Here is a 24,438-nt window from a genome sequence, read left to right as displayed (position 1 = left end):
GCGCGGCCATTTCGGCGGCTCGGTTTCCAGTGACAAAGCCAGTTGCGAGGCTTGTGTCAATCCGGACAAGCGCAATTGATGCCTCGACGGGGCAGGGCGGCGCTTCTAGCGTGGCGACAGGAATTGGTACGATCAAGGTGGGACGGCGGATGGCTGACAAACTCGAAGGAAAGATCGCGGCGGTCACAGGGGCGGCCTCTGGCATCGGACTTGCGACAACCAAGGCGCTGTTGGCCGAGGGGGCAACGGTCGTCATGGTCGACCGTGACGCAACGGCGCTGTCCGCGCTGACAGAGCAACTTGGGCCTTCGGTCATCGGGCAGGTGACGGATTTGCTCAACCCGGCCAGTTGCGATGCGATGATCCCTGAAATCCTGCAAAAGGTCGACCATATCGACATCCTGCACTGCAACGCCGGCAGCTATATCGGCGGCGACCTGACCGAAACAGACCCGGCCAGCATCGACCGGATGATGTCGCTCAACGTCAACGTTGTGATGAAGAACGTCCATGCGGTGATCCCCCATATGACCGATCGGGGGACCGGAGATATCTGGGTGACCAGCTCTGTCGCGGGCCATTTCCCCGTGGGTTGGGAGCCGGTCTACGCGGCCTCGAAATGGGCGGTGACGTGTTTCGTGCAGACCACGCGTCGCCAGCTGCGGCCGCATGGCATCCGGATGGGGCAGGTCTCGCCCGGGCCGGTCAGCACGGCGCTGCTGTCGGATTGGCCGGAAGAAAACCTGCGCAAAGCCAAAGAGAGCGGATCGATCATCGAGGCTGAGGAAGTGGCGGACGCACTGATCTTTGCCCTGACGCGCAAGCGGACCGTCACGATCCGGGACATGATCGTGCTGCCGACGAACTTCGATATGTAGGAGCTATTCGCCCGCCATCGCGGCGTCGGTCAGGTCTGCTCGATAGGGAGCGGCCGTCGGAGGAAGATCTTTGCGGATGGCGAAATCCGGCTCCACCTGCTGCCTGCGCAGCGCGTAGATCAGTTCGGCATAGGCCTCGAAAATCGATGCATTGGGCCTTGGCAGATCGTGCTTGATCAGCTCGTGCAGCTTGGGCAACGCATGGTAGGGCACCATCGGGAACATGTGATGTTCCACGTGATAGTGCATGTTCCAATAGATAAAGGCACTGACCGGATTGATATAGACGGTGCGGCTGTTCAGGCGGTGATCGAGAACATCTTCGGCCAGGCCGCCATGCTGGAGCAGTCCCATCATGATCATGTGCCAGCAACCGTAGATGCGCGGACCACCGATCAAAAGCAGGGGGATGATCGACCATGTCGCAAGGGCGACAAGCACGGCTGCCGCATAGATCGCCATGTGAACCCGCGCCCAGAAAATGACCTCGGGCCATTTCTCCTCGGGGATGTAGTCCTTTTCGTCAGACGAAATCTGGCCTGTCGCCTGCCGCGCAAGCGCGCGAAGCTCGTAGAAGACATCCGGCATGCCAAAGAATTTGAGCACCAGCTTGGCGATGGCCGTGGGGCGCATGAACGCGATCTCCGGATCGCGGCCGACGATGATCGTGTCGGTGTGATGGCGGGCGTGGCTCCAGCGCCAGGTCGTCGGATTGCGCATGACCATGAACGAGGCGATGTGATAAACAACATCGTTCTTCCATTGTGTGCGAAAGGCCGTGCCGTGGCCGCATTCGTGCCAGCGGCTGTCGCAAGCCGATCCGTAAAGCACGCCGTAGACGACAAAGAACGGCACAGCCAGCCAACTTCCCCAAAAGGCCACGCCGCCGACCGCAGTCACGATCAAGAGTCCGATCCAGATGAGGGTGTCCCGCGTGGCAGGCTCGTCCGAGCGCTTCATCAGCGCCTTCATCTCCTTGCGCGGGATGTCCGAGTGATACCATTCCGCAGAGGCAAGGCCCGCTGCCACAGCGCGGGCATTCTCCGGGCCGGACAGGCTATAGTCACGCGCGACAGTCGCGCCGCCAACTGCGGACATGGGTGATCTCCTCAAGGCTGCATGCGCCTCCCCTCCGAGGCGATGTCTTTGCGCACAAGATCAACGTTTGGGGCCTGCCAAGTCAATTTATTTCTAGATCGGCGCCGCATTGCCAAATGCCCGTCGACCCGCGATGCTTCCACGACACGTCTATTTCCCGACAGGAGTGCGCCAGATGACCGATTTCCTGTTACTCGCCTTCGTCTTTCTGATCGCCGGTGTCCTGTCGGTTCCCATCGCCTCTCGGTTGGGTCTGGGGTCTGTGTTGGGCTATCTGATCGCGGGCATCGTGATCAGCCCGGTTCTGGCGCTCTTGCATGTCGACGTGGTCTCGATCCAGCACTTTGCCGAATTCGGCGTGGTGATGATGCTGTTCCTCGTCGGGCTCGAACTCGAACCGAATATGCTCTGGTCGATGCGGTCGCGTCTGATCGGTTTGGGTGGCGGTCAGGTGGTGATTACAGCAGGTCTCGTGATGGGGATCGCCATGCTCTTTGGCATCGCGTGGACAATCGCGCTGGCCATCGGCCTCGTGCTGGCGCTGTCATCGACGGCCATCGTCCTGCAAACGCTGAACGAAAAAGGGCTGATGAAAAGCGACGGTGGGCAGGCGAGCTTTTCGGTGCTGCTGTTTCAGGACATTGCGGTCATCCCCATGCTGGCGTTGATCCCGCTCCTGGCGCTGCCCGAATTGATCGGAACCACCGAGGATCTCGCTGCCCACGCAGACGCAGCGCATGTGGCCGAGGCCGCGACCCACGCCGAAGATACGCAAGGAGATCATGGCGGTGGAATGAGCCTCGTCGATGGACTGAACGGCTGGCAGACCGCCCTCGTCAACATCGCCGCAATCGCGGCCGTGGTGCTGGGCGGCGGCTACCTGACCGGTCCGATCTTTCGGTTCATCGCGGCGGCTCAACTGCGCGAGTTGTTCACGGCGACGGCGCTGATGATCGTGATCGGGATTGCTCTGCTGATGTCGCTGGTGGGGCTGTCGCCCGCGCTGGGCACGTTTCTGGCAGGCGTGGTTCTGGCCAACAGCGAATACCGGCACGAGCTGGAATCCGACATCGACCCGTTCAAGGGGCTGCTCTTGGGCCTGTTCTTCATGACTGTCGGGGCCGGCATCAATTTCGGGTTGCTCGGGGAAAACCTTCTGCTGATTGTCGGGCTGACGCTCGGGCTCATCGCGCTCAAGGCGGCGGTGTTGTTTGGGCTCGGCCAGATCTTCAAGCTCGAAACCGGGGACAAATGGCTCTTTTCATTGGGGCTGGCGCAGGCCGGTGAGTTCGGCTTTGTGTTGCTGTCCTTCACCGTGGCGAATGCGGTTATTCCGGCGGCTATCGCGGATCAATTGCTGCTGGTCGTGGCGATGTCGATGCTTCTGACGCCGGCGCTCTTCATCCTGTATGATCGGGTGATCGTGCCGCGGACCACACAGGAACAGGTGCGCGAGGCCGACGAGATTGACCGGCACAGCCACATCCTGATCGCAGGGCACGGGCGCGTCGGGGGGATCGTGAACCGGATGCTGCAGGCGGCAGGGCACGCGCCTACGGTGATCGACTTTAGCGCCAAGCAACTCGAAATGCTGCAGAAGTTCGGCTTTCGCGCCTACTATGGCGACGCAACCCGGCCCGATCTGCTCAATTCCGCCGGGATCGCGGAGGCAAAGCTCTTTGTCGTCGCCATCGACGACAAGGACAAGACGACCGAATTGGTCCGCTATGTGCGCAGCACTTATCCCGATGTGCATGTGATCGCGCGCGCCAGAACGCGCGAGCATGTCTATGATCTCTACGCCGCCGGATGCCGCGATATCATCCGCGAGACCTACGACAGCTCGTTGCGAATGGGGCGCTCTGCCTTCGAAGCACTGGGCGCCAACCGCGATCAGGCCAACAAGATCCGCGACGCCTTTGACGCGATGGACCGGCGTTCCATCGTCGCGCTGGCCGAGCATCACGATCCAGACACTCCCGCCGATGAAAACGCGGCCTATATCGCGCGGGTCCGAGAGCTCGGCGAGAAATGGCAGGCCGAGCTTCAGGCCGATATCGAAGAGATCCTGAAAGCCGGCTAATGCCCGCGTTGGGTGTATAGGGTATGAAGCCTGCGGTGCGGCTGGAATGCCCGCGTCTTGGGTGCGTCCGGCGGGTTCTCGATCACGCGCAGCGCCAGCCATACCGCAACGATGCAGAAAATCGTGGTGCCGATCGCCTGCCCGATCAGCACCCCGTAGGCCCCGAACAATGCCGACCCGGCAAGCACGAAGGGAAACGTGCCAAGCGTGCAGTTGGCCCAGTTGATGCCGGCGGAATACGCCGGGTGACCCAGGTTGTTGAAGGCGGCATTCGAGACGAAGATTCCACCGTTGAAGATATAGGCCAACGCCAGCGGCCCACAGAACAGGAGCAACAGCGAGGCCGTCAGCCCGCTCGCATCGAAGAAATCCACCAGCAGGTTGCGCAGCGCAAAGAGGATCACGGCAACGACGACCACATAGACCAGCGCGAACTTGAGCCCCGCGAGATAGCCGGTGCGCACCCTGTCATGCCGCCCGGCGCCGAAATTCTGGCCAAGGATCGGGCCAATCGCCCCGGACAGGGCAAAGACCACGGAGAAGGACACCGGGATCAACCGGCCGATGATCGCCATGCCTGCCACGGCATCGGTGCCGTACTTTGCCATCTCGCGGGTGACAAAGGCGCTGCCCACCGGGGTCGCGACATTGGCCAGAACAGCGGGCGCGGCGAGGCTCGTGACGTCCCGACCATGGCTGAGAACGAAGCCGGGCCGCGGCCGGGCATAGGCAGCATGATGGCGGATCGCGGGTGCCATCGCGAAATAAAGCGTGACCAATCTGGCAATCACCGAAGCAATCGCAGCGCCCGACAACCCCATGCCCAACGCAAAAATAAAGATCGGATCGAGAACTGCATTGGTGATGCCTCCGAACAACGTCGAATACATCGACCGCTTCGCGTCACCATAGGCGCGCAGAACAGCCATCGCGCCCATCGCCAGCCCCATCAGGCTCATCGTGGGCAACAGGATCGTCAGGTAGGTCGTGGCCAGGGCGGCAGCCTCGCCTTCGGCGCCGATCAGACCAAGGATCGGCTGTAGATAGATGAACAGGACAACGGGAAAGAGCAGGCCTGTTAGAGCGGCATAGACCGCGACGCTCGTGGCAAACTCTCGGGCGGCCCTGGTGTCGCCGCGACCGATCGCGCGCGAGACCAGAGCTCCGGCAGCAATCGACAGGCCGATATTGATCGAGTTCGTGAAGAACAGGATCGATCCGGCATAGCCAATCGCCGCGGCGAGCGCGACATTGCCCAACATCGAGATAAAGACCATGTCCACCAGATCGACCGCGAAGATCGCCATCAACCCGATCGAGGCGGTAAAGGACATGGCGGTCACGTGACCCATCAGGCTGCCCGTGGTGAACTTTGCATCCGTGTCGGCCATGTGGCGCCCTTAATTGCTTGCACACAGCCTGACGCAATTTCTGCGGCGGAACAATCGCTAGCCCGCCGCTTTGCGGTGGGGCTCGGTCGTCAACAGGGCCGCTGCGGCATCCGCCGACATCGGGCGGCCCAGCAGAAAGCCTTGGAACTGATCGAACCCGATCTCGGCAAGCATCGACAACTGCTGCGGCGTTTCCACGCCTTCGGCCGTAAGCTCCATCCCGAGGTTCTGACCAAGTTCGACAATGGTGGAGATCACCTGCCGATACTTGTCCGACGCGAAGTTGAACCCCTCGAGGAAGGCGCGGTCGAGCTTGAGTTTGTCGAACTGATACTTCCAGAGATATCCCAAGCTGGAATACCCGGTGCCAAAATCGTCAAGTGCAATGGACACCCCCATCGCCTTGAGGGCCGCCAGTTGCTCCTTCACGTCCTCGTCGGATTCGAGGATCAGGCTCTCGGTCACTTCCAGCTCCAGACGGGCTGGATCAAACGCCGCTTCAAACAGGCGGTCGCGCACCATTTCGACGATATTGCCGTCCTTGAATTGCACAGCCGAAAGGTTCACGGCGACAAACAGATCTTCAGGCCAGTCCCGCGCGGTTTTCAGAACCTTGGTCAGCGTCCATTCGCCAATCTGCACGATCAAGCCGCTGTCTTCTGCGATTGGAATGAACTCGGCGGGTGAAATCGGATTGCCCCGCTGGCTTCGCAGTCGGAGCAGCGCCTCGAAGCCGACGATTTCGGCAGCCTTGTTGCCGAAGATGGGTTGATACTCGACAAAGAGGCCACTGTCCGACGCCAGTGCATCGCGCAGCATGGCTTCAATCGCGCGGCGGCGGTCTTGGGCGCTGCCCATCTCCGGGGAATACATGACGAGTTGCGCCCGCCCGTTCGCCTTTGCCTGATAGGTGGCCAGATCGGCGGCATGGATCGCGGCCTCCAGCGTCTCGCCCGGCCGGGAAACATGACCGCCGAGGCTCAGGCTCGGGGTGATCGTGGTGCCGTTGTGACTGAACGGGGCGTCAATTGCAGCTTGGATAGCATTCCCTAGGTCGGCGAGATCGCTTCGGGTGGTGAAGGATGAGACGATCATGAATTCGTCGCCACCGATGCGGCCGATCAGATCCGTCGGACCCAGAGCCGAAACGATCCGTGTCGAAATGTGCTTGAGCAGAGCATCTCCGAATTCGTGCCCCAGATCGTCGTTCACGTTCTTGAACCGGTCAACATCGACGAACAAGATCCCGATGAGTTGAAACCTGCGCCGGTCGAATAGTGCGGCGCAGCGATTGTTGAACTCACGCCTGTTCAAGAGGCCGGTCAAAGGATCGAATTGGGATAATTCCAGGAGTGCCTTGTCTTTTCCGCGAAGCTGCTCTGCCTTGAAAATCAAGACGAGGGACGGAATGAGATAGACGACAGCCGATCCAAAGATCAGCAGAATGTTGAGATTGTGAAATACGCCATTGAGGCTTTGCGCAAAGCCGGTTTGATCGACGGTGACTTTCATAACTCCGAAACGACGGCCGTCGTGGCTGTCGACAGGAATGTAAGTCTCGACAAGGACGCGCGACAAACCATCGGAATCGGTCGTCTCGCGCAGGGTGGTCTGACCCTCGCCGCTGCGAAACGCTTCGCGCGCGATGGCGTCGCCGGAATGCCGGTCCGATGCCGGGTGGAATCCGCTATCGTCCAGATCGAGAAGCAAGAGCCCTTTGGGCGAATACAGACGGATCCAGTATATCCCGTTCTTCTCGGCACTGCCGCGCAGCCCATCAAGCCCGCCCCGGTCGGGTGATCGGCCAATTGCGATCAGTTCGAGCTCCGGGGTGCGCGAGATTATATCCTCGCTCCAGTTCCGCGCGCGGTTTTCCGCGTCGTAGGCAATGGTCTTTTCGAGCGCGTGGTGCAGATAGACGTCCGCCACGAACATGATGGACAAGGCGAGAATGCAGACAATGGCCGCTGGGATTGCGAGGGCTTTTCCGTAGCGTGCGAGAATCTGTCGTCGTTGTCTCATACGCGCACCAAGATAACCCATTCGAAGAGTATCTAAGCGCAGAAGCTTAAGGCTCAGTTATCCCCGCAATACACGGCGATAATAGAAGGAAATTGCGGTGGCCGTGCAAGTCAGAAATTGAAACTGACACCGACGTTGACGGCATTGGTGATGATGTTCGTTTCCAATGTGCCGCCGCCATCGAGATCGGCCGAATTGATGGAATAGGTGCCTTTGTACTCACCGAATACCGACCAACGGTCGTTGATCGGCAGGCTGGCACCCGCAATCCATGCGACGGCCGGGCCGGTGAGCTGATAGCCGGTCGTCTCGGAGCCGCCATCGGTCAGCTCGACGTGAGGAAAGGAAACCCCCAAACCGCCGCCGACATAGGGCGTGAACGCGCCAAAACCGTCTTCCCAAGAGCGATAGGCATTCACCGTGATGATGTTCAGCCCGTCTGAAAACTCGAAATGCTCATAGCCCGTCTCGGCCAGTGTCTCATCGTCGGCATAGACCTTGGCGTGGTTCATATCCAAGCCAAAGCCAAGCGTTTCAGACGGCCACCACGTAGCACGCAACCCATAGTAGGGAGGTGCGGTAAAGGGGCGGCCCTCCCAGCCTGCGGTGAATTCCGAATCCGGCGCCACGGCGTCGCCAAACACCGAAACCTCGGAGTGCGGAGAGGTCTGATACCCGCCGTAAACGCTCAACTCGACTTCGGCCACGACGGAAGAGCCGGCAAAAGCCAGCGTCAAGGTCAGCGCGACAGAGCGGATCAAAGCGAAGCGGGGCATTGCAGAACGGGCCTTCGGATAGAGCTCCCTATATCCAATACGCCGCGGCGCTGCATGGGGCAAGCGACGATCCCGTGATCTGGGGGGAATTGGCCAAGATGCGCCATCTGCTGAAAACCTAGACAAAGGCACGAATCGGCGGCGTCCCATCCGATCATCCGTTACCGGAGCGGCTCATTTTTGTGCAAAACGACAGCACATGTTCAAAAGTTAATCGATCTCGGCCAGTCGTCAGAGCAAATTGACGTTTCATTTGTATTTCCGCGACGGCAACGCAACCGTCTCCAAGTCTCGTCACGAGATGAACGATTGCCACACGGGGGCTCCATCCTGGCAGATCTCGCCCCCGCATGGCTGCAACAAAAACGCTGCTGCGCTTCGCTTCTAGCACGCTGTCCGCTCCAAGTAGAGATAGACAGGTGCGTCATTTGCAGCAGTCCATAAATGGGGACTGAAACTTGACCATTCGCACTTCTCTGCTCACCCTATCCGCCGTGTCTCTGACGGCGTTGGCCTCTGCCGCTGCGGCGCAGGATTGCCCGATCAAAGTAGGCGTCCTGCACTCCTTGTCCGGCACCATGGCGATTTCCGAAACCACTCTGGCCGACACGATGCAAATGCTCGTCGCCGCCCAGAACGAAGCCGGCGGCCTTCTGGGCTGTGAACTCGAAGCTGTCGTCGTCGACCCCGCGTCCGACTGGCCGCTCTTCGCCGAAAAGGCACGCGAGCTGCTCACCGTGCACGAAGTCGACGTGATCTTCGGAAACTGGACATCGGTGTCGCGCAAATCCGTGCTGCCCGTGATCGAAGAGCTGAACGGCCTTCTGTTCTACCCGGTCCAGTACGAGGGCGAAGAATCCTCGCGCAACGTGTTCTACACCGGTGCCGCTCCAAACCAGCAGGCGATCCCTGCAGTGGATTACTTCCTCGAAGAGCTTGGCGTCGAGCAATTCGCGCTCTTGGGAACGGACTACGTCTATCCGCGGACCACGAACAACATCCTCGAATCATACCTGCAATCCAAAGGCATCCCGGCCGAGGACATCTTCGTCAACTACACGCCCTTCGGTCAGTCTGACTGGGCCACCATCGTGGCCGACGTCGTGGCGCTGGGCGCAGACGGCCAGCAGGTCGGCGTGATCTCCACGATCAACGGCGACGCCAACGTTGGCTTCTACAAGGAACTCGCCGCGGCCGGTGTCTCTGCTGACGACATCCCCGTCGTGGCCTTCTCCGTCGGTGAAGAAGAGCTTTCGGGCTTCGACACTTCCGAACTGGTCGGGCACCTGGCTGCATGGAACTACTTCATGTCCGCCGACACCCCCGAAAACGAAGCCTTCATCGCCCAGTGGCACGCCTATATCGGTGACGAGGCCCGCGTGACCAACGACCCGATGGAAGCCCACTACATCGGCTTCAACATGTGGGTGAACGCCGCCACCGAGGCCGGCTCCACCGACGTCGATCTGGTTCGTGCCGAGATGTATGGCCAGACCTTCCCGAACCTGACCGGCGGTATGGCCACGATGTTGCCGAACCACCACCTGACCAAGCCGGTCCTGATCGGTGAAATCCGCGCCGACGGTCAATTCGACATCATCAGCCAGACAGAGCCTGTCGCCGGTGATGCGTGGACGGACTACCTGCCCGAATCCGCCGTCTTGGAATCGGATTGGGAAACGCTGGAATGCGGCATGTACAACACCGAGACCGAGACCTGCGTTCAGCTGACCTCGAACTACTAAGCAATGACGAGCGGGGGCCTTCCGAGCCCCCGCTCACCCCAACCGTCCTTGCCAGAATACCCAAGTGAAAGCCTCCCCTATGCTGCGCGCCCTGCTGATCTGCATTGCGATCCTGTTCTCGGCCCCGGCAGCGTTTTCGCAGACCCTGCAAGAGGTGCTGCAAGCCAATTCCGGCGCGGTTTCTAGCCCTTCGCGTGGCACCGTGGACAGCCTTATCGAGGCACTGTCGGCAAACCCGCCCCCCGGCGTTCCCGAATTTCTAGAACAATGGCGCGACCGCAACGTCTGGATGCGCGAAAGCGACGGCATGTTCTTTTACGCGGTCGAACAGGGCGACGGCCTTGTGCTGACAGACATCGACACCGGCGCAGAGCAAACCATCGACGATGACGCGGGCTTCGATCAATTGCGCCCCAACGCGGGCGTGCGCCGCGTGGTGGGCTCCGCCCTCGTGCAATTCCTGCTCTCCGATCCTGATATCGGCCGACGCGAAGCGGCGCTCACATCGATCAGTCGCGATCCCTCTGCCGATCAATTGGCCCCCCTGCGCGCCTCGATCGAAGATGAGCCCGACACCGACATCCTCGCGCGCAAAGTGCAGCTTGAGCGGCAACTCACCGCCCAGTTCGGCGACACGGCGGCAGAGCGTATCGAGGCCATCGAATACCTCTCCGGAGATCTCAGCGTCGAGGTGCGTGGCGTTCTCAGCCAGATCCTCAACGCCCGGCAGGGCGTCGCGCCCGAGCTGCCCCAAGATACCAACGTGGCCCGCATTCTCGAGCCGGGCGAAGACATGACCATCGACGAGGCCTATGCGCTCTTGGTCGATGCGGACCTCGCGCCTTCCACCGTGAGTCCCGGTGACATCAAGACCGCCCTGACCGAACGGATCGAAGACGGACAGGTCAACGGCATACCCGTGGCCACTCTGAACACGGACGCCGCCCGGATCGCCGCGTACCAGTCCTTGGTCGACGCGGGCGAAGCGGCGCCCTTCATCACGCCCGAAGAACGGGCCGCCGCCGCCGCGGCGCACGTCTTCTATGTTTCGTATACCGAGCCAAACAGCGACATCACCGCCGCCGCCGAAGAGGCCGAACGCGCCATCGCCGTCCGCCTAGGCGTCGGGCAGGCGACCGATCTCACGCTCGACGCGCTCTCGCTGGCGTCGATCTACTTCCTCGCCGCCATCGGGCTTGCGATCACCTTCGGCGTCATGGGGGTCATCAACATGGCCCATGGCGAGTTCATCATGATGGGGGCCTATACCGGCTACGTCGTGCAACTCTTCATCCCCGATTACACGCTCTCGATCATTGTGGCCCTGCCACTGGCCTTCGCTGTGACCTTCGGGGCAGGGGTGGCGATGGAGCGGCTTGTGATCCGGTGGCTCTACCACCGACCGCTGGAAACGCTTCTGGCCACCTTCGGCATCTCCATCGCGCTGCAGCAGTTGGCCAAGAACATCTTCGGAACCCAGGCGCGGCCACTCACCTCGCCCGATTGGCTGGCCGGGGCATGGGTGCTCAACGACGTCGTCCAGATCAGCTACATCCGGATTGCCATCTTCGTCCTCGCCCTGATCTTCCTCGCGTTGATCCTGTTCATCCTCAAACGGACTCGGCTCGGGCTGGAAGTGCGGGCGGTGACGCAAAATCCGGGCATGGCAGCCTCCATGGGGATCAACCCCGACAGGATCAACATGCTCACCTTCGGGCTTGGGTCCGGTATCGCCGGTATCGCCGGAGTCGCCATCGGCCTCTACGCCAAAGTCACCTCCGAAATGGGCTCCGACTACATCGTGCAAAGCTTCATGACCGTGGTCGTCGGCGGGGTCGGAAACGTCTGGGGCACGCTTGCGGGGGCCTCACTCATCGGATTCACTCAAAAAGGAATCGAATGGTTCAACCCGTCCAACACCCTGGCGGCACAAACCTTCATGATCCTCTTCGTCATCCTGTTCATCCAATTCCGGCCCAAAGGGATCGTCGCCCTCAAGGGCAGGGCGGCAGGAGACTGATCATGCTTCACCAAACACCACCATTGCGCAGCGGCTCTGCTTCTTTTGGCCCCAAATACGGCGGGGGGTTTGGGGGGGTGGCCCCCCAACGGCGCGACGGGTGCAGCACGGCGCAACCCCGGATCGGAGCGCGCCATGTCCAATAGCTTCATAGGTCGCAACCCCTCGATCCTCTGGTTCCTTCTGGCGCTTTCGGTCTTCACCATCGGCGTCACGTTGCTCAGCGAGGCCACCGGCACGGGGCTCATCTCCACATCCTTTCTCAAGACATTGGGCAAGACGCTCTGCCTCTGTCTCGTGGCCATCGCGATGGACGTGGTCTGGGGCTATTGCGGCATCCTCAGCCTCGGGCATTTCGCCTTCTTCGGGATCGGCGGCTATGCGATCGGCATGTGGCTGATGTATGCCCGGACAGAGGGGATCGTGACTGGCTCGCTCAGCGGCTCCGCCTTGCCGCCCACGCCGCAGGAGGTCACAGACGCCATCGGCACCCAGATTTTCGGCGTGGTCGGCTCGTCCGAATTCCCGGCGCTCTGGGCGTTCTCCCATAGCCTCCCGCTGCAACTCCTCGCGGTGGTCGCCGTCCCCGGCCTGCTCGCACTCGTCTTCGGCTGGCTGGCCTTCCGCAGCCGGGTCACGGGCGTCTACCTCTCGATCCTGACGCAGGCGATGACGCTGGCCCTCTCGCTCTACTTCTTCCAGAACGACACGGGGCTCAGGGGCAACAATGGCCTGTCGGGGCTGCAAAACATCCCGGGGCTGGAGGCGGTGCCACAGGCGACGATCTCGCTCTGGTTCTTCTGGGCCTCAGCCGTGGCACTGGCGCTCGGTTATATCCTCTTCGCCTGGGTGGTCTCGGGCAAACTCGGCTCGGTGATCCGGGCGATCCGCGATAATGAGGCGCGGGTGCGGTTCCTCGGCTACCACGTGGAAAGCTACAAGCTCTTCGTCTTCACCCTCACCGCCATGGTCGCAGGGATCGCCGGGGCGCTCTACTATCCGCAGGCCGGGATCATCAACCCGGCAGAGATCGCGCCGATCGCCTCGATCTATCTTGCGGTCTGGGTGGCCATCGGCGGGCGGGGCAGGCTCTACGGGGCGGTGATCGGGGCGGCGCTCGTCTCGCTGCTGTCGTCGTGGTTCACCGGCGGCTCGGCACCACCGATCAACCTCGGCTTCTATGTCGTGAAATGGACAGAATGGTGGCTCGTTCTTCTCGGGCTGTCCTTCGTCGCGGTCACGCTGTTCTTCCCCAAGGGGATCGGCGGCATCTTCGACTACTTCGAGCGCAAGCGGCTCCCGGACCGCCAGGGCGACTACGGTCCTGACAAGGGTGCCCTTCGGCAGCAGGAGGGCGTCGAATGAGCACCCTTCTCGAAGTGTCGGGCGTCTCGGTCACCTTTGACGGTTTTCGGGCCATCAACAATCTGTCGATCCAGATCGCAGAGCCGGAACTGCGCGCCGTGATCGGCCCCAACGGCGCAGGCAAGACCACCTTCATGGACATCATCACCGGCAAGACAAAGCCCGACGAAGGCCGCGTCATCTTTGGCGAGAAATCGGTCAACCTGCTCGGCATGAGCGAAAGCCAGATCGCCCAAGCGGGCATCGGCCGCAAGTTCCAGAAGCCGACCGTGTTTGAGGCGCAAACCGTGCGCGAAAACATCGTCATGGCGCTCAAGAACCCGCGCGGGCCGTTCGACGTGTTGTTCAAGCGCCGCGCCGACGCCCGCGAGGAACGGGTGCGCGAGATCAGCGATGAGATTGGCCTGACCGAGGCGCTGGATCAGACCTCCGGTGCGCTCAGCCACGGGCAAAAGCAATGGCTCGAGATCGGGATGCTGCTTGCTCAGGATCCGCGCCTCCTTCTGGTCGATGAGCCGGCGGCAGGCATGACCCCGCAAGAGCGCGAACATACCACCGACCTGCTCGTCCGCGCCGCCCGAACCCGCGCTGTCGTGGTGGTCGAACACGATATGGAATTCGTGCGACGGCTGAATTGCAAGGTGACGGTGTTGCACGAAGGCTCGGTGCTCGCCGAAGGCAGCCTCGATCACGTCACCAAGAACAAGGACGTCGTCGACGTCTACCTGGGGCGCTGAAGGATGCTGACGATTACAGATCTCACCCTGAAATACGGGCAAAGCCAAATCCTCAACGGGGTCAGCCTCGAGGCCCATCCGGGGCAAGTGACCGCGGTCATGGGCACCAACGGGGTCGGCAAGACCAGCCTCCTCAAGGCGATCGCCGGCCGTCACACCTATGCGCAGGGGCAGATCACGCTCGACGGGCAACCGCTCGACCACCTCACCGCCTTTGGCGCGGCGCGGGCGGGCATCGCCTACGTTCCGCAGGGGCGGGAAATCTTTCCGATGATGACGGTGCTGGAAAATCTGCAATCCGGTTTCGCCTGCCTCGACAAGACCGATCACAAGGTGCCGGACCACATCTATGACCTTTTCCCCGTCCTGCGGGACATGACCGGCCGGCGCGGCGGCGACCTCTCGGGCGGGCAGCAACAGCAGCTCGCCATCGCCCGCGCCCTGATCACGCAGCCCAAGGTCTTGCTACTGGATGAGCCGACCGAGGGTATTCAGCCCAACATCATCAAGCAGATCGGTGACGTGATCCGCACCCTGCGCGACCGCGGCGACATGGCGATCATTCTGGTCGAGCAATTCTTCGATTTCGCCCACGAACTCGGAGATCAATTCGTGGCCATGAACCGGGGCGAGGTGGTGCTGAACAAGCCGGCTTCGGAGGTCGAACGAGAGCTGCTGCTTTCGCACGTCTCAGTCTAGGCAACGGCGTTCGGATGCGCCTCGGCAAAGGCCGGGTGCGCCGCACAGGCTGATTTCACGGTATTGATCCTTGTGCACGCGGCGTAATCCGCACCCCATCGGTCAGCGTTGAACAGCTGGGGCATCAGGCAAATGTCAGCCAGTCCGGGACGCGGTCCGCAGGCGTAGTCGGCGTCGTCAAAACCCGACAGCAGCGCCTCGAATGCTGCCAATCCGGGTTCGATGAAGTGGCGCATCCACTCGGTGCGCTCCGGGTCTACGCCGCCCGTCGCATAGGCGGCCACCGACACGTTGCAGACCGGATGCACATCCACCGCCAGACTGTATGCAAGCGCCCGAACCTTGGCCCGTTGCTCGGGGTCGGCAGGCAGCAGGCCCAGCCCGCGGGTCTCGTCGAGATACTCGACGATCGCCAGCGACTGCGTCAGCCGAAGCCCGTCGATGTCGAGGGCCGGCACAAATCCTTGCGGATTTCGGGCCAGATGCGCAGGAGCCCTCTGTGACCCGTCCAGGAGGTTCACGCCCACGGCCCGATAGGGCACGCCCGCAAGGTTCAGGGCGATCCGGACCCGATAGCTGGCCGATGACAGCGGATAGTCGTAAAGGACGACCTCGGTCATTCCAGTCTGGCCGCGTCGATGGCGGCCCGGATCACCGATTCATCGCCCACGTGGTTCATCAGGATCAGGATCAGGCGGGCGTTCAGCGCGTCGCTCTGCTCTTTGGTCAGGCCCTCGTGAGCGGCGATCAGATCGGCGTAGGATCGATCCGGAGCAGCCATATTGGGGGCAAGGGTCAAGTCCGTCATGCAGCCTCCTGTCCGGTCGCTTGGCGCAGAGCCGCGCGGACCTTTGCATCGTCAAAGACGGCGAAGCGAGCCGCAATGTGCTGATCGGGGCGGATCAGATACACAGCCGACGGCGCGTCTCCGAGCAGGCGTTCGGCCAAGGCTCCGGTCGGATCGTCCGAGACGCTCAGCGCCAATCGCGCAGCACTCAAGGCGCCGTCGGTCACCTGATCGGGCGCGTCGGCGTCTATGGTCAGCAGGGTAAACCCGGAGAACAGCCGGTCGAGCAGCGGCCCGCTCGTCAGGGGAGCATCGGGACAGACGCGCCCCGGCTGCCCAGCCACAGGGCCACCCTCGTCCGGGCCGGTCAACGCGATCCCGGCATAGCTGCTGACCACGCTCAGGCGGCCGGAGTTTACCAAGGGACGGGCAAAAGCATGACGCTCTGACAGGTCGAGCACCGCGTCGCGGAAGATGCGGCTCGTCTCGGATTTGGGGGTGATGAAATCAGTCGAGCGGGTCGAATGCCAGATGTTCTCGTCAGCGGCAAAGCCGCGCTCGGCTTCGTAGCTGTCGATCAGGGTCTCCGGCGCGGCACCGTCCAGCACCATGGCGAGCTTCCAGCACAGGTTGTCGGCATCCTGTATCCCCGAATTGGCTCCGCGCGCCCCGAAGGGCGAGACCTGATGGGCGCTGTCGCCGGCAAAGACCACACGGCCGTGGCGGAACCGCTCCATCCTGCGGCACTGGAACGTGTAGATCGACACCCATTCCAACTCGAAGGGGACATCCGGGCCAAGCATCGCCTTCAGCCGGGGAATGACATTCTCCGGGCGCTTTTCCTCAGCCTTGTCAATGCCGCGACCCAGTTGCAGATCAATGCGCCAGACTCCGTCCGGCTGCTTGTGCAACAGGGCCGACTGGCCGCGGTTGAACGGCGGATCAAACCAGAACCAGCGCTCGGTCGGGAAATCGGCCTGCATGGTCACGTCAGCAATCAGGAAGTTGTCCTCGAACACCCGGCCGTCGAACTCGAGGTTCATCATGGTGCGGGTCGGGCTGCTGGCTCCGTCGCAGGCAATCAGCCAATCGGCCTCCAACGGATACGCACCTTCCGGGGTCTCGACACTCAGCGCGACGTGGTCGGCATGGCTTGTCACCGACGTCACACGATTGCGGCCGCGGATCGACACCTCGGCACCCTCGGCAGACAGCGCCATCAGGCGCGCAACGAGGCCCTGCTCCAGATAGTACTGTTGAAGGTTGATGAAGGCCGGGCGCTTATGCCCCTCTTCTGGAAGCAGGTTGAAATCATAGACCTTGCGATCGCCGAAAAACACCTTCCCGGTGTTCCACACCACGCCCTTGTCGACCAGCGGATCGCCCAAACCCAATCGGTCGCAGATCTCCAATGTGCGCTTGGAAAAGCAAATCGCACGTGAGCCTTCGCTGACCTTGTCGTTGTCGTCCAGAACCACGACAGGCACGCCGCGCTGCGCCAGATCGATCGCACAGGCAAGGCCGACAGGCCCGGCGCCGATCACGATCACCGGATGGCGCACCGGGGCAGAGGCATCCTGATCCGGGTGACGGGCATAGGGGTAAAGCGGCGTGTGGAACGACTTGCCCATGCCCTAGCCCTGCAAATCCGCCCACATCGCCAGATCGCGTTCGGCGGTCCAGATGCGCGGGTGGTCCATGCCGCGGGCTTCGTCATAGGCGCGGGCCACGTTGAAGGGCAGACAGTGCTCATAGATGGCATAATCGGCAAACTTCGGATCGCAGGAGGCGCGGACGGCGTCCCATGCTTCCTTCAGCGTCCCGCCCCGCGCGGCAACCCGCGCAGCAGGGGCGTAGGTGCTGTCCACGAAATCACGGGCGCTTTCGATGGCGCGGTTGACGGCATCCTTGCCGATCAGGGCGCCGCCGCGCCCCGGTGCGATTGCGTCCACATCGAACGAGGCGATGTTATCGAGTGTATCGCCCCAATCCGCGAAATGGCCGTCGCCGCAATAGCAGGCCGAATGGTCCTCGACGATATCGCCGGTGAACATGACGTTCTCATCGGGCACATGGATGACGATATCGCCCGCCGTATGGGCGCGGCCCAGATGCATCAGATCGACCCGGCGATTGCCCAGATAGACGGTCATCATGTCGCTGAAAGTGGTGGTGGGCCACGTCAAACCGGGGATGCTCTCATGGCCCTCGAACAGGCGGGGAAAGCGTTGGAACTCGCTGTCCCAGTCCTCCTGCCCCCTTTCGGCGACCATGGCGCGGGCGGTATCCGACATGATGATCTGATCGGCACCATAGGCGCTGGCGCCCAGCACGCGGACGGCGTGGTAATGGGTCAGCACCACATGGCTGATCGGCTTGTCGGTCACCGAGCGGACCTTTTCGATCACCTTGGCGGCGAGCCGGGGGGTCGCCTGAGCCTCGACGATCATCACGCTCTCATCGCCGATGATGATGCCGGAATTCGGATCGCCCTCGGCGGTAAAGGCCCAAAGGTCGCGGCCAACCTCGTCAAAGGTGATCTTCTTTTCCGTCATGTCACCTTGCGAGGCGAATGCTTTGGCCATGGGTCAAATCCTCTGAGTAATCCCGTTGCACTGCGGATATTGGTTGTTTTTGTAACTAACAAGGAAGAACATACGCCCCAAGCCGCGCCCAGGGGTGCGTCAGGACGAAAGCTGCGGCGACGGTGCACCTACGATTTATTGGGTTTCAGGCTGGATGGACGCCTAAACGCCCAGCTCGCGCCGCGACGCGAGAGCGAGTTTGTCGATCAGATCTTCGGGGATCGGTTTGCGCGGGGAAAAGGTAACGCCGGTCTTGGTCGACTTCAGGCCGGCGGCGGCAATGTCCGCTGCGTGGGCGGCAATCGCGCCCTTCGAGACATACAGGCCGCATTGTTTGGAGAACGCGGCATATCCGGCAATGATGGTTTTGTCGAAACCAAACCCGGGCATGTCATAGGCTATGAGTTCCTCGGCGTCCGGCAGCACGTCGGCAAGACGCGCCCGCAGTTGCACCAAGAGCGGCTGCAGGTCCTCTGCGGCCGCGGCGATATAGGCCTCGTGATCGGCATACTTTGACATGCCCCACCATCAGCAATACCCAGCCACGGCGCAACCCGGCACTAGTCTCGCTGCGGATACCGCACATAGGCCAGCCGATCCGAACCCGGCGACCAGCTTGGCACGTTGATCGTCCCTTGCCCGCCGTTGAACACGTCCAGATCGCGGATGTCCGACCCGTCCGGTGCCATGGTCCGCAAGATCACATCGCGGTCCGGCGGATGCCCCTCGGTGCCGGGGGGAAAGCTGATATAGCTGAAGATCGTGCCATCCGGGGCGGCGTGCGGAAACCAGTTCACCCGGTCGTCATGGGTCAATTGCTCCAACCCCGCCCCATCCGGGCGACAACGGAAGATCTGGGCATGTCCGGGGCGCGTCGCCGCAGCCTCGGAATTGAAATAGACCGACGCGCCGTCCGCCGAAAACTCCGGCCCGTCCACGGGGCAAGCGCCGTCGGTCAGGATGGTATCCTCGCCGCCCGCCGCCGGGATGGTGGCGATCCAAGTCTGCACGCCATCCCCGGACCGACGCAGGCGGACATAGGCCAGTGTCTTCCCATCCGGCGACACGCCGTGCAGGTAGTGGCGATACCCCTCCGGATGTTCGTTGGTGACGCGCTCGGGAACACCGCCGGCAATGGGGAGCACATAGATGTGGCCGTCGTTGGAGGTGACATAGATCAGCGTGCCGTCCGGAGACAGCACGTGATCGTTGTTCAGGTTCTCGACCGGGGTCGTGTCAATCCGCTCCGGCCCGATACGGCCATCGACCGAGATACGCCACAAACGACCATCGGCGTTGTAGATCAACGACGCGCCATCCGGCGTCCAGTTCGGCGCCTCGATCAGATCGCCGGTCTCGAAGACGACGGTGATCCGTTCGCCGTCCCGGCTGGCGATGACCAGTTCAGACACCTGCTTCGGGCCCAGCCTGCGGCTGGACCACGGTCGCTGGCTGTCAGCCATGACTGCCCCAAGGGCCATGATGACCGTCATGGCCATCAATCCGGTCAAAGCCGTGAGCGCCAAAGAAATCGCGCTGGGCCTGGATCATGTTGGCGGTGGAGCGACCGGTGCGCATCATGTCGAAATAGGCGAGGCCAGAGGCGAGTGCCGGAGCGGGCAAGCCGTAGCGGGCGGCCTCGGCCACGGTGGCGCGCAGGCCCCAATGGCTGTCCTTGAGCAGCTCTGCGAAATACGGAGCATGCATCAGATTGCGGGAACCGTCCTCGGCCAGAGCCTCGGCCATGTCGTTCAGCATCGTGGAGCGGATGATACAGCCGGCGCGCCAGACCTTGGCGATCTCGGGCAAAGGCAGCTTCCAGCCGAACTCGTCCGAGGCGGCGCTGATCAGGCCAAAGCCCTGAGCATAGCAAACGATCTTGCCCGCGATCAGCGCGTTCTCCAGCTCGTCGATGTTCATCACACCCTCGGGCAACATCCGGGGGGCGGCGCTGAACAGCGCCTCGCCCGCCGCGCGCTCGGCCACGCGCGAGGACAGGTTGCGGGCCATCACCGCAGCTTCCATCGCAGGGACGGGGGCCGCAAGATGCTGTGCCTCGATGACCGTCCAGCGGCCGGTGCCCTTCTGGCCCGCGGCGTCGAGGATGACGTCGAGCATCGGCGTTCCGGTGGCGGGATCAACAGCGGCGGAAACCTTGGCGGAAATCTCGGTCAGATAAGACTGCAGCGGACCCTCGTTCCAGCGGTCGAACACGGCGGCGATCTCGGCGGGGGTCTTGCCCATGCCATCGCGCATCACGCCATAGACCTCTGCGATCATCTGCATGTCGGCATATTCGATGCCGTTGTGCACGGCTTTGACGAAATGGCCGGCACCGGCCTCGCCCATCCAGGTGGCGCAGGGGATGCCCTCATGCTTGGCGCTGATCGCCTCCATGATGTGGGAGACCCGGTCCCATGCAGACTTGGGGCCGCCGCCCATGATCGACGGACCGTGGCGGGCGCCGTCTTCGCCGCCCGAAACGCCCATGCCCAGAAACGCCAGATCGCCAGTGTCAGCATCACGGCGGTTGGTGTCGTGGAAATTGGCGTTGCCCGCGTCGATGATCATGTCACCCTTGTCGAGCAGCGGGCGCAGCGCGGCGATCTGATCGTCGACCGGCTTTCCGGCGGGGACCATCAGGATGATGCTGCGGGGCTTGGCAATCGCGTTGACCAGATCCTCGAGGCTGTCGGTGGCGGTGATCTTGTCGGCCAGATCACCGGCGCCCGCGGCGAATTCCTTGGTTACCGAACCCGTTCGGTTCCAGACGGCGATGTCGAAACCCTTCTCCGCGATATTCAGCGCGAGAGCCGCGCCCATGGTGCCAAGCCCGATCAGGCCAATCTCTGCGGTGCTCATGTGGTGGTGATCCTTTTCCTTCAGACACGGGCGCGAGCGGCCCGATCAGGGCGGCGCTCGGCCATAGCCATTCACTGCCGCATTCGTGCCATTTAGGCGCAGGAAGGGCAAGCACCGGTCAAATGACCATACTCGGAAGCGGACGTCCGGCAAAGAAAGCGTCGATATTGTCGCGCATCAGCTGGCCCATGTCGCGGCGGGTCTGATGGGTGGCAGAGGCGTGGTGCGGCTGCAACAAGACATTGTCCAAGGCCAGAAACCGCGGATCGATCCGCGGTTCCCCGTCAAAGACATCCAGCGCGGCGGCCCCCAGCGTTCCGCTCTCAAGCGCGGCCAGCAGGGCGGGTTCGTCCACGTTCGATGCCCGGCTGATGTTGACGAGCAATCCATCGGGCCCCAGAGCGGCCAGGACGTCCGCGCCCACGATGCCGCGTGTCGCCGCCGAGGCGGCGAGGGTGACGAACAAGACGTCCACGGTCTTGGCGAGGTCCACGGGGTCGGCGATGAACGTCGCGCCCGGCAGGTCGACAGGGGCCAGATCGGAATAGGCGATCTGCATCTGAAAACCGGCAAGGCGCTCGGCCACGGCCCGACCGATGCGGCCCATTCCCAGAATGCCGGCCCGGCCTCCGTGCACGCGACGGGTCAGCGGAGCGGCAGTGCGCGTCCATTCCCCCGACCGGACAAAGCCATCCGCCGCCACGATCCCGCGCGCCTGCGCCAGCATCATGGCCACGCCGAGATCGGCCACATCGCCGGTCAGAACGTCCGGCGTGTTCGTCAGTCGGATCCCGCGGTCGCGGCAGGCCGACAGATCGACCGCGTCATAGCCGACACCGTAAACCGCGACGAGACGCAGGTCTGGACACGCGGCGATGACGTCGGCACCGGCTCCGATCGAGCCGCGGGTTGCGATCGCCTGCACACGAGGCCCGACCTCAGCCAAAAGCGCCGCCGGGTCTGCGGCCTCGAAATAGCGGTGCATCCGGTATGCTGCATCCAACGGGGTCTGATCCCACTCGGGAAACGGCCCCATCTGCAATATCTCTATCCGCGTCATGGCTGTCCCTTGTTGCCGATTACTTGACGTCGAACGAGGCGGTCCACATAACCGGGCCAACCGTCGTTCGGACCCGCTTGGGCCGATGCATGGCCGCGATGTTACCGAAAACGATACCGACGCGATACCGACGGCAGAACGACGCTTTATCCAAACGGGTTTTCGCCCGCCGAAACGAAGGCCAGACAGTGACCGACACCCCGCAACTCCAAGACGATCTTCTCCACCAAGCCGATACGAAAAAGCTGTTTCCAGCCGAACACAGCAGTCATGCGCCGCGCATCCTGTTGCTCTATGGGTCTCTAAGGCCTCAATCTTACAGCAGAAAAATGACCGAAGAGGCCGCGCGTATCCTCACCCGGCTTGGTGCCGAATGCCGCACCTATTCGCCCGCCGGAATGCCGCTGCCCGACGACGACACCGACGCAAGCCACCCCAAGGTCGCCGAACTGCGCGATCTGGTGACATGGAGCGAAGGCATGGTCTGGTGCTCTCCCGAAAGACACGGCGCCATGACCGGCATCATGAAAGCCCAGATCGATTGGATCCCTCTGTCGCTGGGCGCGGTGCGGCCCACTCAGGGCAAGACCCTCGCCGTCATGCAGGTCTCTGGTGGCAGTCAATCCTTCAACTCTGTCAATCAGTTACGGATACTGGGGCGCTGGATGCGGATGCTGACCATCCCCAATCAATCCTCCGTTCCAAAGGCATTTCTGGAGTTCGACAGCGATGGCCGAATGAAGCCTTCACCCTACTACGATCGCATCGTCGACGTGATGGAAGAGCTGGTGAAATTCACCCTGCTCACCCGCGACAGCGCCGGGTATCTGGTCGACCGTTACTCCGAACGCAAGGAAACGGCCGAAGAACTATCAAAGCGGGTCAATCAGAAGAATACCTGATCAAGCGACCGGTGCGCCGACGATTGACACAGTTGCCAACGACATTGTGTATGCATTGGCCCTCGCTCTGGAGGCAGAGTTAGAGGATGATGCGCACCAAGCCGACCGGCCCTGGCGGGCGGGCAGGACCACGGGATTAGAAGGTAAGGTAATGAGAAATCATCTCTTTTGCGCCGCTTTGGCCGCAACCACTGCGCTCGCTATGCCATCTCTGGCCGACACCGCCGACGGCGACGCGCTCAATGCGATGGCATGGGACGAGGTGGTCGAACTGGCGCGCGGTGGCGAGGTCAACTTCTTCCTTTGGGGAGGGTCCGACGGCATCAACCGGTATGTCAGCGAGTACATCGGCGGCATTCTGGCCGACGAGTATGACATCACCCTCAACAGGGTCGGCCTGAGCGACACCTCCGAGGCGGTCAACCTCGTGTTGGGCGAGAAGGAAGCCGGAGTGACGGACGCCGGAGCGGTCGACATGATCTGGATCAACGGCGAGAACTTCCGCACCATGAAACAAGGCGGTCTGGCCTATTGCGGCTATACCGATCTTCTGCCCAACAACGCCTATGTGAACTGGGAGAATCCCTCTATCGCCAACGACTTCGGCGTGCCCGTCGATGGTTGCGAAGTGCCGTGGTCGACCGCGCAATTCGCTTTTGCCTACGACACCGCCCGCTTCGACGATCCGCCCCGTTCGATCCCGGTGTTGCTCGACTGGATCAAGGCGAATCCCGGTCAGTTCACCTACCCCGCGCTGCCTGATTTCAACGGCGCCGTCTTTGTGCGGCACGTCTTCTATCACGCGGCGGGCGGGGTCGAGAACCTGCTCGGCCCATTCGATCAGGCGGTCTATGACGAGGTCGCCGCCAAGACATGGGATATCCTCAACGACATCGAGCCATATCTCTGGCGCGAAGGGGCGACCTATCCGAACTCGATCGTCACGCTCCAGCAGCTTTATGCCAACCAAGAGGTCGATCTGATCTTTGATTACGAACCGGCCACCGTCGGGGTCAATATCGAGAACGGCACCTACCCGCCTACGACCCAAGGCTATGCTCTGACCGATGGCACCATCGGCAACACCAACTACACGATCATCCCGTTCAACTCGCCCAACAAGGCGGCGGCGCTGGTCCTGCAAAACCTGCTCCTGTCGCCTGCGGCACAGGCGCAAAAGGCGCTCCCCGATGTCTGGGGCGCACAGCCCGCCATCGACATCACCCGCCTGCCCGAAGATGACGCCGCCCTCTTTGCCAGCATCGAGCGGCACCCCAACGTCGTCGATCCCGAAGAGCTGGCCGCCGTGGCCCTGCCGGAACTGCAGGCAAGCTGGACAGCGGCCATCGAACAAGGATGGATCGAAAACGTCGGCAGCAACTGATAAGGAATTCCCGTGGCACCCGCCACGGGGACCTTTTCAAAACG

The 24,438-nt window shown here is 62.2% G+C and carries 22 protein-coding genes; 9 read left to right on the top strand and 13 right to left on the bottom strand.

Annotated features, from left to right (window positions below):
- Nucleotides 1-149 precede the first annotated feature (149 nt).
- Nucleotides 150-878, top strand: coding sequence for an SDR family oxidoreductase (locus LOM8899_RS17755; protein ID WP_093993589.1), 729 nt, complete (start codon nucleotides 150-152; stop codon nucleotides 876-878).
- Between the two features lie 3 nt (nucleotides 879-881).
- Here the strand turns inward: LOM8899_RS17755 and LOM8899_RS17750 are convergent, their stop codons facing one another.
- Nucleotides 882-1,976 carry a fatty acid desaturase family protein gene (locus LOM8899_RS17750; protein ID WP_093993588.1) on the bottom strand — a complete coding sequence of 365 codons (1,095 nt, stop codon included), beginning with the start codon at nucleotides 1,974-1,976 and terminating at the stop codon, nucleotides 882-884.
- A gap of 175 nt (nucleotides 1,977-2,151) precedes the next feature.
- Between LOM8899_RS17750 and LOM8899_RS17745 the strand changes: the two genes are divergently transcribed.
- Nucleotides 2,152-4,059, top strand: a complete 1,908-nt coding sequence (locus LOM8899_RS17745; protein WP_093993587.1) for a cation:proton antiporter domain-containing protein — start codon at nucleotides 2,152-2,154, stop codon at nucleotides 4,057-4,059.
- On the opposite strand, the gene LOM8899_RS17740 is transcribed toward LOM8899_RS17745, so the two are convergent.
- The 3 genes from LOM8899_RS17740 to LOM8899_RS17730 all read right to left on the bottom strand — a co-directional run bounded on the left by LOM8899_RS17740 (nucleotide 4,056) and on the right by LOM8899_RS17730 (nucleotide 8,248).
- Nucleotides 4,056-5,450 (bottom strand): MATE family efflux transporter, encoded by a 1,395-nt coding sequence (locus tag LOM8899_RS17740; RefSeq protein WP_245820592.1) that lies wholly within the window; start codon nucleotides 5,448-5,450, stop codon nucleotides 4,056-4,058. The genes LOM8899_RS17745 and LOM8899_RS17740 overlap by 4 nt on opposite strands.
- A gap of 57 nt (nucleotides 5,451-5,507) precedes the next feature.
- The gene (locus LOM8899_RS17735; RefSeq protein ID WP_168770593.1) at nucleotides 5,508-7,472 is read right to left on the bottom strand and encodes a putative bifunctional diguanylate cyclase/phosphodiesterase; all 1,965 of its coding nucleotides are present in this window, start codon (nucleotides 7,470-7,472) and stop codon (nucleotides 5,508-5,510) included.
- Nucleotides 7,473-7,582: 110 nt separating this feature from the next.
- The gene (locus LOM8899_RS17730; RefSeq protein WP_093993585.1) at nucleotides 7,583-8,248 is read right to left on the bottom strand and encodes an outer membrane protein; all 666 of its coding nucleotides are present in this window, start codon (nucleotides 8,246-8,248) and stop codon (nucleotides 7,583-7,585) included.
- A gap of 464 nt (nucleotides 8,249-8,712) precedes the next feature.
- Here LOM8899_RS17730 and urtA point away from each other — a divergent pair, with 464 nt between their 5' ends.
- From urtA to urtE, 5 genes are all read left to right on the top strand, one after another.
- A complete protein-coding gene (gene urtA / locus LOM8899_RS17725) occupies nucleotides 8,713-9,993 on the top strand; it encodes an urea ABC transporter substrate-binding protein (protein ID WP_370739385.1) in 1,281 nt (426 codons plus the stop codon).
- Nucleotides 9,994-10,072: 79 nt separating this feature from the next.
- Nucleotides 10,073-12,013: an urea ABC transporter permease subunit UrtB gene (gene urtB, locus LOM8899_RS17720; RefSeq protein WP_093993583.1), complete on the top strand. Its 1,941-nt coding sequence runs from the start codon at nucleotides 10,073-10,075 to the stop codon at nucleotides 12,011-12,013.
- Nucleotides 12,014-12,148: 135 nt separating this feature from the next.
- Entirely contained in the window at nucleotides 12,149-13,378 is a 1,230-nt protein-coding gene (urtC, locus tag LOM8899_RS17715; RefSeq protein ID WP_093993637.1) for an urea ABC transporter permease subunit UrtC, read from the top strand.
- Nucleotides 13,375-14,115, top strand: a complete 741-nt coding sequence (urtD, locus tag LOM8899_RS17710) for an urea ABC transporter ATP-binding protein UrtD (RefSeq protein WP_093993582.1) — start codon at nucleotides 13,375-13,377, stop codon at nucleotides 14,113-14,115. The genes urtC and urtD overlap by 4 nt, the downstream gene beginning before the upstream one ends.
- A 3-nt stretch (nucleotides 14,116-14,118) precedes the next feature.
- Entirely contained in the window at nucleotides 14,119-14,814 is a 696-nt protein-coding gene (gene urtE, locus LOM8899_RS17705; protein WP_093993581.1) for an urea ABC transporter ATP-binding subunit UrtE, read from the top strand.
- Here the strand turns inward: urtE and maiA are convergent.
- From maiA to LOM8899_RS23860, 9 genes are all read right to left on the bottom strand, one after another.
- The gene (gene maiA, locus LOM8899_RS17700; protein ID WP_093993580.1) at nucleotides 14,811-15,434 is read right to left on the bottom strand and encodes a maleylacetoacetate isomerase; all 624 of its coding nucleotides are present in this window, start codon (nucleotides 15,432-15,434) and stop codon (nucleotides 14,811-14,813) included. The genes urtE and maiA overlap by 4 nt on opposite strands.
- On the bottom strand, nucleotides 15,431-15,622 hold the full coding sequence (locus LOM8899_RS17695; RefSeq protein WP_093993579.1) for a DUF2783 domain-containing protein: 192 nt from the start codon (nucleotides 15,620-15,622) through the stop codon (nucleotides 15,431-15,433). The genes maiA and LOM8899_RS17695 overlap by 4 nt, the downstream gene beginning before the upstream one ends.
- On the bottom strand, nucleotides 15,619-17,232 hold the full coding sequence (locus tag LOM8899_RS17690) for an FAD-dependent oxidoreductase (protein ID WP_093993578.1): 1,614 nt from the start codon (nucleotides 17,230-17,232) through the stop codon (nucleotides 15,619-15,621). Before LOM8899_RS17690 ends, LOM8899_RS17695 begins: the two co-directional genes overlap by 4 nt.
- Nucleotides 17,233-17,235: 3 nt before the next feature.
- Nucleotides 17,236-18,186 (bottom strand): MBL fold metallo-hydrolase, encoded by a 951-nt coding sequence (locus tag LOM8899_RS17685; RefSeq protein WP_093993577.1) that lies wholly within the window; start codon nucleotides 18,184-18,186, stop codon nucleotides 17,236-17,238.
- A 162-nt stretch (nucleotides 18,187-18,348) separates the two neighbouring features.
- On the bottom strand, nucleotides 18,349-18,705 hold the full coding sequence (locus LOM8899_RS17680) for an iron chaperone (RefSeq protein ID WP_093993576.1): 357 nt from the start codon (nucleotides 18,703-18,705) through the stop codon (nucleotides 18,349-18,351).
- 41 nt (nucleotides 18,706-18,746) lie between these two features.
- A complete protein-coding gene (locus tag LOM8899_RS17675; protein WP_211096225.1) occupies nucleotides 18,747-19,679 on the bottom strand; it encodes a TolB family protein in 933 nt (310 codons plus the stop codon).
- A complete protein-coding gene (gene gnd, locus LOM8899_RS17670) occupies nucleotides 19,642-21,048 on the bottom strand; it encodes an NADP-dependent phosphogluconate dehydrogenase (RefSeq protein ID WP_093993575.1) in 1,407 nt (468 codons plus the stop codon). The genes LOM8899_RS17675 and gnd overlap by 38 nt, the downstream gene beginning before the upstream one ends.
- 118 nt (nucleotides 21,049-21,166) lie before the next feature.
- On the bottom strand, nucleotides 21,167-22,108 hold the full coding sequence (locus tag LOM8899_RS17665; protein ID WP_093993574.1) for a 2-hydroxyacid dehydrogenase: 942 nt from the start codon (nucleotides 22,106-22,108) through the stop codon (nucleotides 21,167-21,169).
- A 146-nt stretch (nucleotides 22,109-22,254) separates the two neighbouring features.
- Complete coding sequence (locus tag LOM8899_RS23860; protein ID WP_281253246.1) at nucleotides 22,255-22,380, bottom strand: hypothetical protein; 126 nt, start codon at nucleotides 22,378-22,380, stop codon at nucleotides 22,255-22,257.
- Between LOM8899_RS23860 and arsH the strand changes: the two genes are divergently transcribed.
- A complete protein-coding gene (gene arsH, locus LOM8899_RS17660; protein WP_245820597.1) occupies nucleotides 22,354-23,010 on the top strand; it encodes an arsenical resistance protein ArsH in 657 nt (218 codons plus the stop codon). The two genes, LOM8899_RS23860 and arsH, sit on opposite strands and share 27 nt — an antisense overlap.
- Nucleotides 23,011-23,161: 151 nt before the next feature.
- On the top strand, nucleotides 23,162-24,394 hold the full coding sequence (locus LOM8899_RS17655; protein WP_093993573.1) for an ABC transporter substrate-binding protein: 1,233 nt from the start codon (nucleotides 23,162-23,164) through the stop codon (nucleotides 24,392-24,394).
- The last annotated feature ends 44 nt before the right edge of the window (nucleotides 24,395-24,438 follow it).

Origin of the sequence: Flavimaricola marinus (genome assembly GCF_900184895.1) — a bacterium.
Lineage (GTDB): Bacteria > Pseudomonadota > Alphaproteobacteria > Rhodobacterales > Rhodobacteraceae > Flavimaricola > Flavimaricola marinus.
Note: the sequence above shows the minus strand (reverse complement) of the source record. Positions and strands in the feature narration are given on the sequence as shown.

Bases quoted from the DNA above. Each gene is read 5' to 3' on its own strand.
- LOM8899_RS17755 (WP_093993589.1), top strand. From the start codon at position 150: ATGGCTGACAAACTCGAAGGAAAGATCGCGGCGGTCACAGGGGCGGCC.
- LOM8899_RS17750 (WP_093993588.1), bottom strand. From the start codon at position 1,976: ATGTCCGCAGTTGGCGGCGCGACTGTCGCGCGTGACTATAGCCTGTCC.
- LOM8899_RS17745 (WP_093993587.1), top strand. From the start codon at position 2,152: ATGACCGATTTCCTGTTACTCGCCTTCGTCTTTCTGATCGCCGGTGTC.
- LOM8899_RS17740 (WP_245820592.1), bottom strand. From the start codon at position 5,450: ATGGCCGACACGGATGCAAAGTTCACCACGGGCAGCCTGATGGGTCAC.
- LOM8899_RS17735 (WP_168770593.1), bottom strand. From the start codon at position 7,472: ATGAGACAACGACGACAGATTCTCGCACGCTACGGAAAAGCCCTCGCA.
- LOM8899_RS17730 (WP_093993585.1), bottom strand. From the start codon at position 8,248: ATGCCCCGCTTCGCTTTGATCCGCTCTGTCGCGCTGACCTTGACGCTG.
- urtB (WP_093993583.1), top strand. From the start codon at position 10,073: ATGCTGCGCGCCCTGCTGATCTGCATTGCGATCCTGTTCTCGGCCCCG.
- urtC (WP_093993637.1), top strand. From the start codon at position 12,149: ATGTCCAATAGCTTCATAGGTCGCAACCCCTCGATCCTCTGGTTCCTT.
- urtD (WP_093993582.1), top strand. From the start codon at position 13,375: ATGAGCACCCTTCTCGAAGTGTCGGGCGTCTCGGTCACCTTTGACGGT.
- urtE (WP_093993581.1), top strand. From the start codon at position 14,119: ATGCTGACGATTACAGATCTCACCCTGAAATACGGGCAAAGCCAAATC.
- maiA (WP_093993580.1), bottom strand. From the start codon at position 15,434: ATGACCGAGGTCGTCCTTTACGACTATCCGCTGTCATCGGCCAGCTAT.
- LOM8899_RS17695 (WP_093993579.1), bottom strand. From the start codon at position 15,622: ATGACGGACTTGACCCTTGCCCCCAATATGGCTGCTCCGGATCGATCC.
- LOM8899_RS17690 (WP_093993578.1), bottom strand. From the start codon at position 17,232: ATGGGCAAGTCGTTCCACACGCCGCTTTACCCCTATGCCCGTCACCCG.
- LOM8899_RS17685 (WP_093993577.1), bottom strand. From the start codon at position 18,186: ATGGCCAAAGCATTCGCCTCGCAAGGTGACATGACGGAAAAGAAGATC.
- LOM8899_RS17680 (WP_093993576.1), bottom strand. From the start codon at position 18,705: ATGTCAAAGTATGCCGATCACGAGGCCTATATCGCCGCGGCCGCAGAG.
- LOM8899_RS17675 (WP_211096225.1), bottom strand. From the start codon at position 19,679: ATGACGGTCATCATGGCCCTTGGGGCAGTCATGGCTGACAGCCAGCGA.
- gnd (WP_093993575.1), bottom strand. From the start codon at position 21,048: ATGAGCACCGCAGAGATTGGCCTGATCGGGCTTGGCACCATGGGCGCG.
- LOM8899_RS17665 (WP_093993574.1), bottom strand. From the start codon at position 22,108: ATGACGCGGATAGAGATATTGCAGATGGGGCCGTTTCCCGAGTGGGAT.
- LOM8899_RS23860 (WP_281253246.1), bottom strand. From the start codon at position 22,380: ATGACTGCTGTGTTCGGCTGGAAACAGCTTTTTCGTATCGGCTTGGTG.
- LOM8899_RS17655 (WP_093993573.1), top strand. From the start codon at position 23,162: ATGAGAAATCATCTCTTTTGCGCCGCTTTGGCCGCAACCACTGCGCTC.